The organism is Verminephrobacter aporrectodeae subsp. tuberculatae At4 (assembly GCF_000193225.1).
GTDB classification, from domain to species: domain Bacteria; phylum Pseudomonadota; class Gammaproteobacteria; order Burkholderiales; family Burkholderiaceae_C; genus Acidovorax; species Acidovorax aporrectodeae.
On the sequence record NZ_AFAL01000035.1, the window covers coordinates 1 to 16,121 of the forward strand.

General features: G+C 65.3%; 13 protein-coding genes and 1 pseudogene. 9 read left to right on the forward strand and 5 right to left on the reverse strand.

Annotation, left to right across the window (positions count from 1 at the left end; all coding sequences use genetic code 11):
• On the forward strand, positions 1-1,130 hold a 1,130-nt coding region (locus VTU_RS32375), incomplete at its 5' end, for a hypothetical protein (RefSeq protein WP_010100036.1).
• Positions 1,131-1,205: 75 nt separating this feature from the next.
• On the opposite strand, the gene VTU_RS0101270 is transcribed toward VTU_RS32375, so the two are convergent.
• The gene (locus VTU_RS0101270) at positions 1,206-1,661 is read right to left on the reverse strand and encodes a hypothetical protein (RefSeq protein WP_010100037.1); all 456 of its coding nucleotides are present in this window, start codon (positions 1,659-1,661) and stop codon (positions 1,206-1,208) included.
• Positions 1,658-3,133 carry an AAA family ATPase gene (locus VTU_RS0101275; RefSeq protein WP_010100038.1) on the reverse strand — a complete coding sequence of 492 codons (1,476 nt, stop codon included), beginning with the start codon at positions 3,131-3,133 and terminating at the stop codon, positions 1,658-1,660. Before VTU_RS0101275 ends, VTU_RS0101270 begins: the two co-directional genes overlap by 4 nt.
• Positions 3,134-3,494: 361 nt before the next feature.
• On the opposite strand from VTU_RS0101275, the gene VTU_RS0101280 reads away from it, so the two are divergent.
• Positions 3,495-4,454, forward strand: a complete 960-nt coding sequence (locus tag VTU_RS0101280) for a chemotaxis protein (protein ID WP_010100039.1) — start codon at positions 3,495-3,497, stop codon at positions 4,452-4,454.
• 29 nt (positions 4,455-4,483) lie between these two features.
• On the opposite strand, the gene VTU_RS0101285 is transcribed toward VTU_RS0101280, so the two are convergent.
• On the reverse strand, positions 4,484-7,093 hold the full coding sequence (locus VTU_RS0101285) for a bifunctional diguanylate cyclase/phosphodiesterase (protein WP_010100040.1): 2,610 nt from the start codon (positions 7,091-7,093) through the stop codon (positions 4,484-4,486).
• Positions 7,094-7,269: 176 nt separating this feature from the next.
• Here VTU_RS0101285 and VTU_RS25240 point away from each other — a divergent pair.
• The 5 genes and pseudogenes from VTU_RS25240 to VTU_RS0101310 all read left to right on the forward strand — a co-directional run bounded on the left by VTU_RS25240 (position 7,270) and on the right by VTU_RS0101310 (position 12,697).
• Positions 7,270-8,084 (forward strand): annotated as a pseudogene (locus tag VTU_RS25240) (GNAT family N-acetyltransferase).
• Entirely contained in the window at positions 8,084-8,947 is an 864-nt protein-coding gene (locus VTU_RS0101295; protein WP_010100042.1) for a UDP-2,3-diacylglucosamine diphosphatase, read from the forward strand. The pseudogene VTU_RS25240 and the gene VTU_RS0101295 overlap by 1 nt, the downstream one beginning before the upstream one ends.
• On the forward strand, positions 8,944-9,990 hold the full coding sequence (locus VTU_RS0101300; RefSeq protein ID WP_029553989.1) for a glycosyltransferase family 4 protein: 1,047 nt from the start codon (positions 8,944-8,946) through the stop codon (positions 9,988-9,990). Before VTU_RS0101295 ends, VTU_RS0101300 begins: the two co-directional genes overlap by 4 nt.
• Before the next feature lie 194 nt (positions 9,991-10,184).
• Positions 10,185-12,248, forward strand: coding sequence for a polyphosphate kinase 1 (ppk1, locus tag VTU_RS0101305; RefSeq protein WP_040891627.1), 2,064 nt, complete (start codon positions 10,185-10,187; stop codon positions 12,246-12,248).
• Entirely contained in the window at positions 12,245-12,697 is a 453-nt protein-coding gene (locus tag VTU_RS0101310) for a SixA phosphatase family protein (protein ID WP_029553990.1), read from the forward strand. The genes ppk1 and VTU_RS0101310 overlap by 4 nt, the downstream gene beginning before the upstream one ends.
• Before the next feature lie 14 nt (positions 12,698-12,711).
• Here VTU_RS0101310 and VTU_RS25245 read toward each other — a convergent pair whose 3' ends face one another.
• Positions 12,712-13,149 (reverse strand): hypothetical protein, encoded by a 438-nt coding sequence (locus VTU_RS25245; protein ID WP_029553991.1) that lies wholly within the window; start codon positions 13,147-13,149, stop codon positions 12,712-12,714.
• Positions 13,150-13,372: 223 nt separating this feature from the next.
• Here VTU_RS25245 and VTU_RS0101320 point away from each other — a divergent pair, with 223 nt between their 5' ends.
• A complete protein-coding gene (locus tag VTU_RS0101320; RefSeq protein ID WP_010100048.1) occupies positions 13,373-13,708 on the forward strand; it encodes a helix-turn-helix domain-containing protein in 336 nt (111 codons plus the stop codon).
• A gap of 9 nt (positions 13,709-13,717) precedes the next feature.
• On the opposite strand, the gene VTU_RS0101325 is transcribed toward VTU_RS0101320, so the two are convergent.
• The gene (locus tag VTU_RS0101325; RefSeq protein WP_010100049.1) at positions 13,718-15,196 is read right to left on the reverse strand and encodes a Ppx/GppA phosphatase family protein; all 1,479 of its coding nucleotides are present in this window, start codon (positions 15,194-15,196) and stop codon (positions 13,718-13,720) included.
• A gap of 252 nt (positions 15,197-15,448) precedes the next feature.
• Between VTU_RS0101325 and pstS the strand changes: the two genes are divergently transcribed.
• The coding region (pstS, locus tag VTU_RS0101330) for a phosphate ABC transporter substrate-binding protein PstS (protein ID WP_010100050.1) at positions 15,449-16,121 on the forward strand (673 nt) is incomplete at its 3' end.

Here is a 16,121-nt window from a genome sequence, read left to right on the forward strand (position 1 = left end):
ATCCGAAGGTCGCTCACAGCAAATCGAAAGGTAGGACCGAGACGAATGAGAGGCTGCCTAAGCCGCTCGACGCGTTCTCCGATGTTTCAGTTAGCCCCGATGTTGATCCTGGAATGGCCAAGGCCCACTTCGAAGACCTGATCCAGCGGTTGCCGCTCGGCATGGAAGGGACCGCCAATCCGAGGTTTGTTGATTCGGTGCGCACACAAAAGCTCCACCTCGCTGACAGCCTGCTACCGGCCCCAACAGATCAACACGCGACGGTATGGGAGAAACATAGGAAGAATTTGCTCGGTTCTGAAGTCAACTCTTATTTACGTTCAGGAGTCGTGCCGAAGGGTAAGACGGAACAACAACTGCAGGCCGACGCAAAGGTATTCGATGAGCTGTTTCAAATCAGAACCAGTCCGTTTATCCATACTTCTTACCGGCAGCAATACGATGGCGGGGAAAATTTTGGTACCAAAATCAAAGCTGGCGACACCATCATGGATTCAGGCTATCTGTTTACCAGCGTGGACACCAAGAACAACGACGGGTTCTTAGAAAGAGACGGGGGCTCAGGGGCTGTATATTTTCGTGTCGATGGGAAAGGTTCTATAACGCCTAAGGGGAGCAAGTTCGGCGAGATTGACTACCGTCCAAACACACCAATGAAAGTGAAGGCCCTTGCGAAGGGCAAGAATGGCGAGGGGACGTTCGTCTGGCTTGCAGAGCAACGAGTGCTGCCAAGTGGGACGCTAGTGAAGGACATCTTTACTGGGGATCTGCGCCCTGTAATTAATTATGGAACGGATACCCCTTTCATGCGTTCTCCTGGCGACGTACCGTCTGCTAGCGCGTCTGGCGAGTCGGGTGCTGCGCCGGTGAGACTTCAGACGACGATCGATATGAAGAAAGATGCAAGCCTTCAAGCTGAGGGGCGCGTCGCGCGCGAAGACCGGGCCGGCCCGACATTTCAATCCCCCCAAGGATCTGGGCAATCGCCGCAAGGGCTATCTGCTGAGCCCGGACAAGCTGGTGGCGGGCGAGAAGATCGGAAAGCTCGGAGCGAACGGCAGGCCATCGCAATCGACGCCGTCGAACGTGAGGCAAGACGCGGAGTCGACCTCCCAGCAGATTCGGAATGAAGGCCCAATTGCCCAAATTGATCCTGTTAGAGGCGCGCAGAAAGTATCGTCGCTGGCATGGGTCCGGGCCGGCCGTTATCCGGAACGATCAAAGCTTTGCAGATGGTTATCCAGACTCCAGATCAAAACCCTGCTCATCGGGTATTTGATGCACAGCTTTTTCCATTCTTTCTGGATCGATAAATCACCCATACCAACTTCCTTCATTGCGCTGTCCGGGAAGTCCACCAACCACTCGGATAAATCCGCATGGCTTGGGAAGTTCAGGGGTTTCCATGGAGCGCTGTCATTCAGCGCGCCACGCACTGCTTCCACAAAGCGTTCTGCCGCTTGTCGTCGCAGGCGTCCGTCATCCACATGTGCGATGTGATTGCCGGTCTCAATGATTGTGGCCAGAGGGATAAACAGGTGGTCGTTGTCTTCGATCCGCTGTTCAAAATCGCCCAAAACCTTTGCCCGTTGTTGATTGCGCCCAGGCACATCCACTATATTGAGCAAGATGCAGGTATCCACCAACACAATGCTGCTCATTGCCCTGTCGTTTTCAAAGAGGCAAGCCAAGCCAGTGCCTTTTCTTTGCGGGCTTGCGGATCTTGGCGGTTTTTGACGAAGCGATCCAATGCACCGCTGGTCATCAGGTACCCCAGGGTGTCCGGGATCAGCAAGTCCGGCGCATCCGGCAAACTGCCCAGCCGCACCAGGCGGCTGTCGCCAAGTTTCGGATCCCGGTAGCAGAAAACGACATCCGGCACAGCCCTGTCCGGCAGGGCATCGAGCATTGCGGGGTTGTGGGTGGATAGCAGCACGCGCAGTTTGCGTTCCTCGGCCACGGTCTGAATGCGTTCCAGCAAATGCCGGGCGCGACCGGGGTGCACTCCGTTGTCGATTTCTTCAATCACGACCAGACTGCCTTCCGGGGCCGACAACATGGCCGCCGCAATGGCCAGAACGCGCAGCGTTCCATCGGAGAGCAATGCGGCCTCGCACGCCCGCGGGACGCCACCGAAACTCTCGACGAGTTGCACCATCACATCGTTGCGCGGCCCACGCAGGAACGAAATCTCCTGGATATCTTGCTCCGGCAAGCTTTGGACGAAGGAGAGTATTTTCTGACGTTGTGCGGGCAGGTCAGGTTCAGGGGAAAAACCATCAACCCGAGCGCACTCCTCCGCGAAATCCATCAGGGTTTCGCTCGGCATGCCGCTGCCGGGTGGGAAGTCCCAATGAATTTCGTCCCCTTCGCTGTGTTCCTCTTGGTCATAGTCCTCCTGCTCATAGTTATCCTCGGCTTCTTTATATCTGTAACAAAGCCTGTACAACACGCTGGAAAGATTCGCACCATCGCTACCCAGTTGCTTGTCTTCCCGAAAGCTGTAGTCCCGCATTCTGGCCGGAACGGGGTCAAGAAACAGGATATTGGAAAGAACGCTCTGGTAGTGCTTGCAGGCTTGCGGAATTTTCCGTTGTGCATTTTTGTGCCTGGCATCAAAGCTGGCCGGGCTGTCCAGTTGGGAAAACACCGCCATCTGGTCACTCACCGGGATATGGGGCTTTTTCCCGCCCTTGGAAAAATTGTTGTAGGCCACACGGGCCTCTGTGCTGCGCCCTTTGGCCGCTTGGTCCATGTCGTACAAAGGAATCCCGCTGTCATCCCCCATGCGTTCGGCCACAATGTGCAGGTCATCGGCGCGCAGTTCCAGTTCCATGTCCAGCTTGCCAGCCCCTGGCATGCCTTCCATGGTGCAGCCCAGGCCAAACCGGGGTTTATCTTTCTGGAAAATATCTGAAATGCGGCCGCGCACCAGTTGGTCCGTCTGGTTCACAGCATGCTGTATGGCACCCAATTTATTGCCTTGAGCCAACCAGGAGAGCAAACGCAGGCCCTCCAAGGCATTGCTTTTCCCCGCTGCATTGGCGCCAATCAACACCGTCAGCGACGCCAAGGGCAATACGGCGTCTTGCTGGAAGCTTTTGAAATTTCTCAGATGGAATGAGGTCAGCATGTTCCAGTTCCTGGGTGATTTCTGTTGGTGGATGCCAAGCCCCCGGCGCATGGCCGGCATGGGCGCGGCAACTGCGTCGGAGCTCCCCCGGAGTGTAGGGTTCCCGCGCCGGCGCCCGCCACGCTTTGGCACATCTGTTGCCGGCATGCCGGGTCAAGCCGCAGTAGCATGGCACGGGCTTGGTCGCCGGCGTGGAAGCGGTGGCAAGCGCCCTGCACGACCCACTCCTGCCATGGGGACCACACCCCGCGGCTGGCATGGCATTCGGGGATTGCCAGAGGATTTACCGCAGCGCGCTTGCCGTTCTGATCCTGGATTTTGTCAATGTGCGTAACGCATTTTTTGCTTGAAGGGACCCACCATGGCAGCCGTGCAGCAGGATATCGACGAGCGGACCAACCTCACCAGCACGAACAAGTTCGAGTTGCTGCTGTTTCGCCTGGGCACCGACAGCGCCCTGGGCAAGTCCGAGTTGTTTGGCATCAACGTCTTCAAGGTCCGCGAGATCGTCGCCATGCCCAGCATCACGCCGATTGCCGGCACTGCGGCGCATTCCCTGGGGGTCGTGAATCTGCGCGGGCAGGTGATTCCGGTGCTCGACCTGCCGTCCATCGCGGGCTGCAAGCCGCAGACGGGCCTGAACATCCTGCTCGTGACCGAGTACGCGCGCACCACGCAGGCGTTCGCCGTGGAGTCGGTCGAGGACATCGTGCGGCTGGATTGGAAGCAGGTGCTTTCGGCGGAAACCAGCGGCGCCTCGGGCAAGCTGGTGACGAGCATTGCCCGCCTCGATGGCAATACCGATGAATCCCGCCTGGCCCAGGTACTGGACGTAGAGGCCATCTTGCAGATGGTGTCGCCTTCCGCCGGCGATGAAGTCACGCAAGAGAAGGTGGGCGCCAAACTCAGGCTCGAGCCCGGAACCATCATCCTGGCCGCAGACGATTCGTTCGTCGCGCGCTCGCTCATCGAGCAGGAGCTCAAGGCGCTGCAGGCCCCGTATGAAATGGTCAAGTCCGGCAAGGAAGCCTGGGACCGGCTCAACGCCATTGCCGCGAGCGCCGAGGCCGAGGGCAAGACCGTGCTCGACCGCGTGGCCATGGTGCTGACCGACCTGGAAATGCCGGAAATGGACGGCTTCACCCTGACGCGCAACATCAAGCAGGACGTGCGCTTTCAAGGGCTGCCGGTGCTCATTCACTCGTCCCTCTCGGGCTCGGCGAACGAGGACCACGTGCGCAGCGTGGGCGCCGATGGCTACGTGGCCAAGTTCGCGGCCAAGGACCTGGCGGAGACGATCCGCCACGTATTGCCCAAGTGAACCCGGCCGGCACGGCCTGATCACGCAGCTCAGCTCCCGACGTGCTCCGCCGTGGCCTGGTTGTCCCGGTGCGTGCGCAAATAGGCCTCGAACGCGTCCGCGGGCAGAGGGCGGCCAAAGAGGTAGCCCTGGCCCGCGTCGCAGCCCTGTTCCCGCAGGAATTCGAGCTGGCCCTCGGTCTCCACACCTTCGGCGGTGGTCTGCATGCCGAGCGCCTGCGCCATGCGGATGATGGCGCTCACGATGGCCCGGTCGTTTGCGTCCGCGTCCAGATCGCGCACGAACGACTGGTCTATCTTCAGCTTGTGGATCTGAAAGCGCTTGAGCGCGCTCAGCGAGGAGTAGCCGGTGCCAAAGTCGTCCATCGACAGGCGCACCCCCCGTCCATGCAACTGCTCCATCATGGCGAGCGCGGCCGCCGGGTCGTCGATGGCGGCGCTCTCGGTGAGTTCCAGTTCCAGCCGACGCGCGGGCAGCCCGGCCTGCCGCAGGCAGCGTGCCACCATCTCGGGCAGTTGGGGGTGGCGGCATTGCACGGCGGAGAGATTCACCGATATCGCCGGCAGCGGCAGGTGCATGTCGAGCCAGCGCTTGGCGTCGTGCACGGCGGTGCGCAGCACCCATTCGCCGATCGCCAGGATCATGCCGCTGTTTTCTGCCACGGGAATGAACTCGGCGGGTGAGACCTGGCCCAGTTCGGGGTGGCGCCAGCGCAGCAGGGCCTCGGCGCCCACGATCTGGCGCGTGGCCAGCGAGACCTGGGGTTGGTAGTGCAGTTCCAACTGCCTGCGCTCCAGCGCGCGGCGCAGTGCGTTTTCAATCTGCAGGGTGCGGGCGCTGCGCGCTTGCAGATCGGCGGTGAAGAAACCATGGCGGTTGCGCCCGCCGCGCTTGGCCTGGTACATGGCGGCGTCCGCGCGCTGGCACAGGGTTTCGAACGAATCCCCGTCGGCCGGGTACAGCGCAACGCCCACGGACGCGGTGGTGCTGAGTTCGTAGGGCTCGACCTGAAAAGGCTGCGCCATGGCGCTCAGGATCCGGGTGGCGACTTCGCCGGCGTGCGCCGCATGGCTTGACGGCAACAGCAGCAGGAATTCGTCGCCTCCCAGGCGCGAGAGGGTGTCTTGCGGGCGCAGCAGGGATTCCAGCCGCCGTGCCACGGCCACGAGGAGGATGTCGCCGACGCGGTGCCCCAGCGAATCGTTCACGTTCTTGAAATGGTCCAGATCGAGGAACAGCATCGCCAGCTGCTCCCCGCGGGCCTGCGCGTCGGCGATGTGGCGCCGGGCGCGCTCGGCGAGCAGGGTGCGGTTGGGCAGATCGGTGAGGGGGTCGAAATGCGCCAGGTGCTGGACGCGCTCCTGCGCTTCGCGCTGCGGGGTGATGTCGCGCGCCAGCAGGATGAGGCGCGGTCTGGCGTCGGCGCCATCGGGCTTGCGCGCCGCGGACAGCTCGAACCAGGTGCTCCCCAGGCGCGGCAGGTCGAGCATGATCTGCCGCCCGGTGGACCAGCCCCGGGACTGCGCTTCGTGCAGCACCTCGAGCACCGACTGTGCGGCCAGCGCGGGCAGCACCTGCGTCACGTTGCGGCCGACCAGCGCGTCGGCCGGCGCCACGAGCAGTTCCGCGCGCTGGCTGTGCACGCTGCAGCAGCGGCCGTCCAGGTCGATTTCGAACAGCGGATCGGGGACGGCGTCGATGATTGCACGCAGCTGCTGCTGGGTCGCCTGAATCTCCGCGGTGCGCTGGGCCACCTGGTGCGCCAGCCCGCGTTCGTGCGCCTTCAATGCGACGAGCAGGTGGGCCAGGTAGGCCATCAGCAGCGCAAACAGCAGGCCCACGGCGCAGCGCAGCGCGAGCACGCCCGGAGCGCTCCAGCCTGCGGCCGGGATCAGGCTCAGCGTCCATTGCCCGTTGGGCAGGGTCAGCACCCGGCTCACGGCGTCGGCAGAGGCCGCGGGCGTGGACGCGGCGATGGTCTGCTCGTGGCCCGTGTCCGGCCGTATCCGCCACAGGCGGTAGCGGCAACCCCGCTCGATGAGCTGCGGCAGGCGCGCGGCGGCGAGCACTTCGGACAGGCGGATGGTGACGTAGGTGAAGCCCCAGAAACTGCGCTGCCCCAGGTCGTCCTCCAGATACACCGGCTGGCGCCCGACGACGCCCAAACCGCCCTGCACGAGTTCCATGGGACCGGCCAGCGTGAGCTGGCCCGATTCGCGGGCGCGTTCCGACTCCGCGCCCTGCCGGGGGTCGTTGAGCTGGTCAAAGCCGATGGTGCCCGCGTTGCCCTGCCGGGGCACCACCTGCCGCACCACGCCGCCGGGCGACAGGCCCATGGCGGCGATTCCCGGGTAGAACGGCAGCATCTGCGTGCCGATCTCTTCAAATTGGGTGACCGTTCCCTGGCCCTCCCGCACCAAGGCCACCAACGCATTGTTCGCCGACAGGGCGAGCCCGATGGCGCGTTGCAGCGCGTTCGCATGGTCCCCGGCGATGTCCGCCACCTGGGCACGCAGCTGCGCGCGGTCCTGGCGCTCCAGCGTCCAGACCATGGCCGCCGCGCAGGCGGCCGCCAGGGCAAACACCGCCAACGGAACGGCCAGGAGGCGACGCGGTGGGCGGGGAGCGGCGACGGACACGGTGCGGTTTCCTGGAATCGATTATGCGGGCCACCCACCCTGCGGCGCGGGGCTTCGGGGCGGATGGCGCGCACCGTTTCGACATGCAACATCATTCGACATGTATCTGACACACTGGAGTCATAAACCGATTTCACACTTCGGCTCCAGGAAAACCCTGAAGGAAACGCTGCACCATGAACGAGCTGTCCAATCCAACGCTGTCCCCCGACGCCAGGCGCCGCCCCGGCGCCGTTGCCGGCGCGCTGCGCTCCGGTGCGCAGCACGCGGCCATCGGCGTCACGTGGGCGCGGCATCTGGACGAGGTGCGCGAGGCGCAGCGGCTCCGGTACACGGTTTTCGTGGCAGAGATGGGCGCGCGCCTGACGACCCTGGTCCCCGGCCACGACGTGGACCTGTTCGACGACTACTGCGAGCACCTGCTGGTGCGCGACGTCCAGAGCCGGCAGGTCATCGGAACCTACCGCGTGCTGACGCCCGCGCAGGCCCGGCGGGTGGGCAGCACCTACAGCGACACCGAGTTCGACCTGACGCGCCTGCGCTCGCTGCGCGCGCGCATGCTGGAACTCGGCCGCAGCTGCGTGCACCCCGGGTACCGCCACGGCGCCGTGATCATGACCCTGTGGAGCGCGCTGGCGGACTTCATGCTGCGCAACCAGCTCGACACGATGATTGGCTGCGCCAGCATTCCCATGCTGCACAACGGCATGGTCAGCGGGGACATCGCGGCGAGCATCTGGGAGCAACTGCGCAAGACGCATCTCGCGCCCATCGAATACCACGTGCTCCCGCGCTTGCCGCTGCCCGTGGAGCGGCTCGACAGTTCCCTCGCCGTGGAGCCGCCGGCGCTCATCAGAGGCTACCTGCGCCTGGGCACGCGCGTGCTCGGTCCCCCGCCTGGGACCCGGACTTCAACACCGCAGACCTGCCCATGCTGATGCGGCTGGAGAATCTGCATCCGCGCTATCGCAGGCATTTTCTGGGGGCCTGATGCGCGCGGCCTTCGATGCGCTCAACCCCTGGATGGGCCGTCCCGTGGGGCCGCAGGATGCCGCACCCGACACGCAGGCGCCGTCCGCGGGGCAGCGCCGCTTCCGCGCGCTCTTCATCTCCGACCTGCACCTCGGGACGCCGGGCTGCCAGGCCACCGCCTTGCTGGACTTTCTCCGGCAGCACCCGAGCGAGTACCTGTATCTGGTGGGGGACATCGTCGACGGCTGGCAGCTGCGCCGCAAATGGTTCTGGCCGCAGGCGCACAACGACGTGGTGCAGAAACTGCTGCGCCGCGCGCGCAAGGGCTGCCGGGTGGTGTTCGTTCCGGGCAACCACGATGAGTTTGCCCGCGCCTTCGTCGGGCATTCCTTCGGCGGCATCGAGGTCGTCGCGGACGCGGTACACACCACCGCCGACGGCCGCAGCCTGTGGGTCACGCACGGGGACCATTTCGACGGCGTAATCCAATGCGCCAAGTGGCTCGCGTACCTGGGCGACAACCTGTACGAGTTCACGCTCAATCTCAACCGCCACCTGAACACCCTGCGCGCGCGCCTGGGGCGGCCCTACTGGTCGCTTTCGGCGTACCTCAAGGGCAAGGTGAAGACTGCTCTCAACTACGTGAACGACTTCGAGGTCGCCGTGGCCGGCGAGGCGCGCCGGCGCGGGCACGACGGCGTGGTCTGCGGCCACATCCACCGCGCCGTGATGCGCGAGATCGGCGGCACCCTGTACTGCAACGACGGCGACTGGGTGGAGAGCCGCACGGCGCTGGTGGAGCATCTCGACGGCCGGCTGGAACTCCTGCAATGGTCGGCCACCCCGGCGGCGCGCACGGCCAGCGCCATGGCGGACGCATGAAAATCGCTTTGCTCACCGACGCCTGGCTGCCGCAGGTCAACGGCGTGGTCACCACCTTGCAGGAACTGGTGCAGCAACTGCAAGCCTGCGGCCATGCGGTGCAGGTGCTGCACCCTGGCCAGTTTGCCACCCGGCCCTGTCCGGGTTACGCCGGAATCGACCTGGCCATGCGGCCCGGCAAGCGGGTGGCCGAGATGCTCGACGCGCTGCGGCCCGACGCCATCCACCTGGCCACCGAGGGGCCCCTGGGCTGGGCCGGGCGCCGCTACTGCCTGCGCCGCAATCTGGCGTTCACGACGGCGTTCCATACCCGGTTTCCGGAAATCCTCGACGCCGCGCTGCGCGTCCCCCTGGCCTGGGGGTACGCGGTGCTGCGGCATTTCCACCGGCCGTCGTCGGCCGTCATGGTGCCCACCCACGGCGTTTTGCAGATGCTCGCGCAGCGCGGCTTTCGCAATCTGCGCCAGTGGACCCATGGCGTGGATACCCAGGCTTTCGTGTTCCATGGCGAGATCCGTCCGGGCCCGCTGACCGACGCGCTCGCCCACCCCGTGTCCCTGTTCGTGGGGCGCGTTTCCTACGAGAAGAACATCGAAGCCTTTCTGCGGCTGGACCTGCCCGGAACCAAGGTGGTGTGCGGCGTGGGGCCCCTGCAGGCACGGCTGTCGGCGAAGTACCCGCAGGTGCGCTGGCTGGGAATCCTCGACCGCGCGGCCCTGGCGCAGGTGTACGCGGCGGCGGACGTGTTCGTCTTCCCCAGCCGCTCGGAAACCTTTGGCCTCGTAATGCTCGAAGCCATGGCCTGCGGAACCCCGGTGGCGGCGTTTCCGGAGGACGGCCCCATGGAGGTGCTCGGGGCCCACACCGGGCAGGCACCGCGCGGGGGCGCGCTGCACGAGGACCTGCTGACCGCGAGCCGCGAGGCGCTGGCCATTCCCCGATCCGAGGCGCGCAACCGTGCGCTGGATTTCACCTGGGCGCGGACGGCGCGGCTGTTCCAGGAATACCTGGTCCCGGCTCGCGCTGCGCACGACACCCCCTGAACATCCGCTGCATCACTATCATCCGGGATCACCGACTGAAGCGCATCCCGCACCCGATGCGTCCGTTTGCCATGCTGCCCCTGCCCCCTGCCGACGTCGAGCCGTCGCTGTACGCACTCTCCCAGCCCGCGCCGCCCCCCTTGCACGGCCGTGGCGCCACACCGGATTCCCTGGCGCTTGGCATGGCGCAGCAGATGTTCCTGGACCGGGACCACAGCATCCTGGCCTTCAACGAACGGGTGTTCGATTGGGCGGTGCGCGCCGACATTCCCTTGCTCGAACGCCTGCGCTACCTGTGCATCGTGTCCTCCAACCTGGACGAGTTCTTCGAGGTGCGCGCCGCGCCGCACATCACCGCTGCGCAGAAGGGGGAAACCAAGGGCCCCTATACGGTGGCCTCGTTCGAGGCCTTGTCGGCCAAGGTTCACGACCTGGTGGCGCGGCAGTACACGCTGTACAACGAGACCCTGGTCCCGGCGTTCGGCAAGCACGGCGTGCGCATCGTCTCGCATGGCGACCGGTCCCCCGAACAGAAACGCTGGGTGCACGCGTACTTCACCCGGGAAGTCCGCCCGCTGCTGATTCCCGTGGGGCTGGACCCGGCGCACCCGTTCCCCCAGGTCGCGAACAAGTCGCTGAACTTCATCGTCCGGCTCAAGGGACGCGACACCTTTGGCCGCGAGAACGAAATCGCCATCGTGAAGGTGCCGCGCGCCCTGCCCCGGCTGGTCCGCATGCCGATCAGGGCTGCGCCCCGCGAGGCTTTGTTCGTGAGCCTTTCGAGCATCGTGCGCGCGCATCTGGAGGACCTCTTTCCCGGGCGCGAGGTGACCGAATTCTCGCAATTTCGCGTCACCCGCCATTCCGATCTGGCGCTCGACGAGGAAGACGTGCGCAACCTGCGCACCGCCCTGCGGCAGGGGCTGCAGCACCGCCACTACGGGCAGGCGGTGCGGCTGGAGGTGTCCGCGGACTGCTCCGCGTTTCTCTCGGACTTTCTGCTCGGGCAGTTTGGCCTGCCCGCCGCCGCCCTGTACCGGGTGCACGGCCCCGTGAACCTGGTGCGCCTGAACCAGCTCGTGGACCTGGTGAACGACCCTGCCCTGCTGTTTGCACCCTGGAACTGCGCGTGGCCGCGGCAATTGCAGCCCGGCGTCCCCATCATGGAACAGCTGCGCCTGCGCGATATCCTGATCCACCAGCCGTTCGAGAGCTTCGACGGGCTGCTGGCCTTTCTGCGCGAGGCCGTGAACGACCCGCAGGTGCTGGTCATCAAGCAGACGATCTACCGCACGGGCGCAGACTCGAAGTTCATGGACCTGCTCACCGAGGCCGTGCGCCGGGGCAAGGAGGTCATGGCGGTCGTCGAGCTCAAGGCGCGCTTCGACGAGGAAGCGAACATCAACTGGGCGGAGGCGCTGGAATCCATCGGCGCCCAGGTGGTGTATGGGGTCGTGGGGCTCAAGACGCACGCCAAGATGCTGCTCGTCACGCGCCGGGAAGGGCGGCAGCTCAGGCGCTATGGGCACCTGTCCACCGGCAACTACAACGTGCGCACGGCCCGGCTCTACACCGACCTGGGCTACCTCACCGCCGACGCGCAGACCACCGCCGACATGGACGACGTGTTCAACCACCTGGCGAGCCAGAACCGCCCCCCCAAATTGCGCAAACTCATGCTCGCACCCTTTCATTTGCAGCGCCGCATGCTCGAAAAAATCGAGCAGATCGGCCTGGCCGCAGGCCGGGGCGAGGACGCGCGGATCGTCGCCAAGATGAACGCGCTCACGGACGAGGCGCTGATGCGCGCCCTGATCCTCGCCGGCCAGCGCGGCGCGCGCATCGACCTCATCGTGCGCGGCGCCTGCATGCTCGCGGCGCAGGTCCCCGGGGTCACCGAGAACATTCGCGTGCGCTCGGTGATCGGTCGCTTTCTGGAGCACACGCGCGTGTTCTACTTTCGCGCGGGTGCGCAGGAGGACCTGTACCTGTCGAGCGCCGACTGGATGAACCGCAACATGATGCGCCGCGTGGAACTGGCCTGGCCCGTGACCGACCCCGGCCTGCGCCAGCAGATCGTCGACGAATGCCTGGTGGCGTATCTGCACGATGACCGGGACGCCTGGACGTTGAATGCGGACGGCACCTATGACCGCGCGCCGCGCCCGGAAAATGGCCTGGGCGCGCAAGCTGCGTTGATGCTGCGCTACGGGCCCGTCCCCGCGGTTGCGCGCATCGAACCGGGGGCGCAGCCATGATGGACCTGATCCTGTGGCGGCACGCCGAGGCGCAAGAGGCCGAGGACGGCCACGATGACCTGACCCGGCCCCTGACCGCGCGCGGCGAGAAACAGGCCGCGCGCATGGCCGCGTGGCTGGACCGGCAACTGCCCGAGGGCTTGCGCGTGCTCGCCAGCCCTGCGCGCCGCACCGAGCAGACCGCCAGCACGCTCGGGCGCAAATTCAAGCTGCGCGCGGAACTGCTGCCCGGAGGCCGCCCCGAGGACCTGCTCGCACTCGCCCAGTGGCCGCACGCCAAGGGCGCGGTGCTCATCGTCGGGCATCAGCCCGTGCTCGGGCAAACCATTGCCCGGCTTCTGGGGCTGCGGGCAACCGAATGCCCGGTGCGCAAAGCCTGCGTGTGGTGGCTGCGCCAAAGGCAGGAGCAGCCGGTGCTGATGGCCGTGCAGTCGCCCGAGTTTCTCTGATCCCGCGCGGCTGCCTACTTGCGCGCCGCACCGGCCTTGGTGCGCGCAGCGGGGGCAGTTTCTGCGGCGTCGGCCCTGGGGCGCCCGGTCTTGATCGAGGGGACGGCCCGCAGCGCGCCGCCCAACGCGTTGTCGGACATGCCGGCCAGCGCCTTGAGTCCGGCGCGCAAAAGCTCGCTTTTCTTCACCGGCTGCGCGAGCGCGCTCGCGCGCTGCTTGAGCGTCTCGACGATCGTGTACTCGTCCTTGGGAATGGTGTAGCTGTCGCGCACCAGCTTGGGCTTCTTGGCCTTGGCATCCTTGGCCGCGGCGGGGGCTGCGGCCTTGGGAGCCGCAGGAGCCTTCTTCACCGCTGCCTTGTTTTCTGCTGTTTTTGCCCTTTGGGCGGGCGCGCGCCTGGAGGTCCTGGCCGGCTTCGAGGCAGCGGACGGCGTGACGGAAGAGGGGGTCATGGTGCTACTCGCATGAAACGAATGGATAAACAGTATAAACGGTTTATACCGTTTGCTCCCGGTGCGATGGCGGATCAGGGATATGTCTCCGATTGGTCCGGGGGCTTCCACGACTCATGCGGCATACCAGAACAGGTATATGTTCCAAGCAGGATGGACGAGGAAAAACAACTCATCTGGATCCGGAGCAGCGGACCTGATGTGCTGGCAAGGGAGCTACGACATGACAAAACACATGATCGAAGACATGGAGATCGAAACCAGTTCGGGCAATGTCTTCGCAGACCTGGGTTTGCCCGATGCCGAAAAACTCAAGATCAAGTCCGGCTTGGTGATCGAGATCACCCGTGCCGTGCGTCGCCTCGGCCTGACCCAGGAGGAGGCCGGTCGGCGCATGGGCATCTCGCAGCCCAAGGTGTCCGGCATGATGCGCGGTGACTTCACCAACCTTTCCGAGCACAAGCTGATGGAGTGCCTGAATCGCCTCGGGTACGACATCGAGATCAAGGTGTGTCCGGCAGCCGAGCCGATCGGGCATCTGAAGCTCGCTATTGCTTGAGATACCAATCTACGGCAGGTCGAGGAGCAGCTCCCAAGGCGTTTTCTGCCAGGCCTGCAACTCTTCGCGCAGCAGATGCGCCGACTGCGGGTAGGCAGCGGCCCAGCCGGGGCGGGTGCCGAGGTGAAAGCGCTGCTTTTCGCAGCGCAGGGACAGACCGCCGGTGTCCGGATCACGCCGTGCGTGGCACAGCGCCACGGCCAAACGCAGGCTCAGCAGTTGCAGCACGAAGACGGGGTCTTGCAGATCGGCTTCGAGCTTGCGCACCTTGCCGCGCTGCCCTTGCACCAGCACACCCAGGCGATGCAGTTCGGGAATCGCAAAGCCCGCAGCGTCGGTGTTGTCGAGGATGTAGGCGCCGTGGCGGTGGGAGTCACTGTGCGAGATGCGGCAGCCGATTTCGTGCAGCCGCGCCGCCCAGTCGAGCTTGCACGAGGCACGCTCGCTGCCCGCCGGTGCGGCCTGGTCGAACAGCATGCACGCCGTGCGCGCCACCCGCTGCGCGTGCTCCAGGTCCACGCCAAAGCGCTGCATGAGGCCGTCCACGGTGCCCGCGCGCAGGTCGGTGCCGGGTTGCTCGCGGCTCAGCAGGTCGTAGAGCGCGCCCTGGCGCAGGGCGCCCTGCGCCACGCGCATCCGGTCGATTTCCAGCAGGTCGAAGACCGCGCGCAGCACGCTGACGCCGCCCCCGATGACGGCGCGCCGCTCGTCCTTGAGTCCGTCCATGCGCAGGCGGTACGCATTCTGTGCGCGCAGCATCCGATCGCACAGCCAGTTCAGGTCGGCGCGGGTGATGCTGCCCTCAGTGCCCCCCGCAGCGGCGAGCATGTCGCCCACCGCACCGACCGTTCCCGAGGACCCGTACGCCACCTCCCAGGCACCGGGCCGGAAGGTCCCCAGCGCTTCGTCGAGCACGGCCTTGGCCGCGACCTCCGCAGCCAGAAACGCCTGCGCGCTGAACTCGCCGTTTGCGAAATAGCGCTGTGACCATGCGACGCTGCCGACGCGAAACGAGGCCACGGCGTGCGAGCTGAGCTGCTGGCCCAAAATCAGCTCGGTGGAGCGCCCCCCGATGTCGACCACGAGCCGGCGCTCGTCCGACTGGGGCAGCAACCGGGCCACGCCCTGGTAGATCAGCCGCGCTTCTTCGAGGCCGGACACCACGTCGATGGGATAGCCCAGAACCTGGCTGCCGCGCGCCAGGAAGTCCTCCCGGTTGCTCGCCTCGCGCAGGGTCTGCGTGGCCACTGCGCGCACCTGCGCCCGGGGAAAGCCGGCCAGGCGTTCGCCAAAGCGGGCCAGGCAGGCCCAGCCGCGCTCCATCGCTTCCCGGGTCAGGTTGCGCTCCTCGTCCAGGCCGGTGCCCAGGCGCACGGTTTCCTTCAGATACTCCACCCGCTGGATGTGACCGAACTCGTAGCTCCCGATTTCCAGGCGAAAACTGTTGGAGCCGAGGTCGACCGCGGCCAGACGGGTGCCGTTGTGCATGTCATTTCTGGATGGAATTCGGGTGGGCAGTGTAGCCTGCGCCCCGTGCGTGGACGGGCTACTCGGGCCAGCGCCAGGACGGTCAATCGTGTGGGTCTGTTTCCGTTGCATGCCAAGGGGCATGGCCGCGTGAGACGGCAGCCAAGCGCTGTGTGGCAGTTGGAAGAATTCCGTTCGGTCTGTCACTGAACTGTCATCGTTTTGTCCTAAAGTCGGCGATCCTCCTGTCAACCCCCGCCGAAAGGTACATAAATGAAACGAACATTCCTGAAAACCGTTGCACTCACGCTGGCCAGCATGGCCGTCGGCACTGCCTTCGCGGCAGACATCACCGGCGCCGGCGCCACCTTCCCCTTTCCCATGTACGCCAAATGGGCCGATGCCTACAAGAAGGAAACGGGAACGGGCCTGAACTACCAGTCCATCGGCTCGTCCGGTGGCATTCGCCAGATTCGTGCGAAGACCGTCGTCTTTGGCGCCACGGATGCGCCGCTGTCCGGCGCCGACCTGGAAAAGGACGGCCTGGTGCAGTTCCCCGCGATCATTGGCGGCACCGTTGCGGTGGTCAATCTCGATGGTTTCAAGCCCGGCGAGTTGCGCGCCACCGGTCCGGTGCTCGCGGAAATGTTCCTGGGCAAAATTACCAAGTGGAACGACCCCAAGATCGCCGCCCTGAATCCCGGCAAGACCCTGCCCGACCAGAGCATCACCATCGTGCACCGCGCCGACGGTTCCGGAACCACGTTCAACTGGACCGACTATCTGACCTCCGTGAGCAAGGATTGGGCGGACACCGTGGGCAAGGGGCCCGCAGTGAAATGGCCCGCGCCCTCCTCGGTGGGCGGCAAGGGCAACGAGGGCGTGGCCGCGAACGTGACGCGCGTCAAGGGCGCCGTGGGCTACGTCGAGTACGCGTATGTGAAGA

Coding starts and splice junctions, on each gene's coding strand:
- VTU_RS0101320 (WP_010100048.1), top strand. CDS start 13,373: ATGACAAAACACATGATCGAAGACATGGAGATCGAAACCAGTTCGGGC.
- VTU_RS0101295 (WP_010100042.1), top strand. CDS start 8,084: ATGCGCGCGGCCTTCGATGCGCTCAACCCCTGGATGGGCCGTCCCGTG.
- VTU_RS0101300 (WP_029553989.1), top strand. CDS start 8,944: ATGAAAATCGCTTTGCTCACCGACGCCTGGCTGCCGCAGGTCAACGGC.
- VTU_RS25245 (WP_029553991.1), bottom strand. CDS start 13,149: ATGACCCCCTCTTCCGTCACGCCGTCCGCTGCCTCGAAGCCGGCCAGG.
- ppk1 (WP_040891627.1), top strand. CDS start 10,185: ATGTTCCTGGACCGGGACCACAGCATCCTGGCCTTCAACGAACGGGTG.
- VTU_RS0101310 (WP_029553990.1), top strand. CDS start 12,245: ATGATGGACCTGATCCTGTGGCGGCACGCCGAGGCGCAAGAGGCCGAG.
- VTU_RS0101325 (WP_010100049.1), bottom strand. CDS start 15,196: ATGCACAACGGCACCCGTCTGGCCGCGGTCGACCTCGGCTCCAACAGT.
- VTU_RS0101275 (WP_010100038.1), bottom strand. CDS start 3,133: ATGCTGACCTCATTCCATCTGAGAAATTTCAAAAGCTTCCAGCAAGAC.
- VTU_RS0101280 (WP_010100039.1), top strand. CDS start 3,495: ATGGCAGCCGTGCAGCAGGATATCGACGAGCGGACCAACCTCACCAGC.
- VTU_RS0101270 (WP_010100037.1), bottom strand. CDS start 1,661: ATGAGCAGCATTGTGTTGGTGGATACCTGCATCTTGCTCAATATAGTG.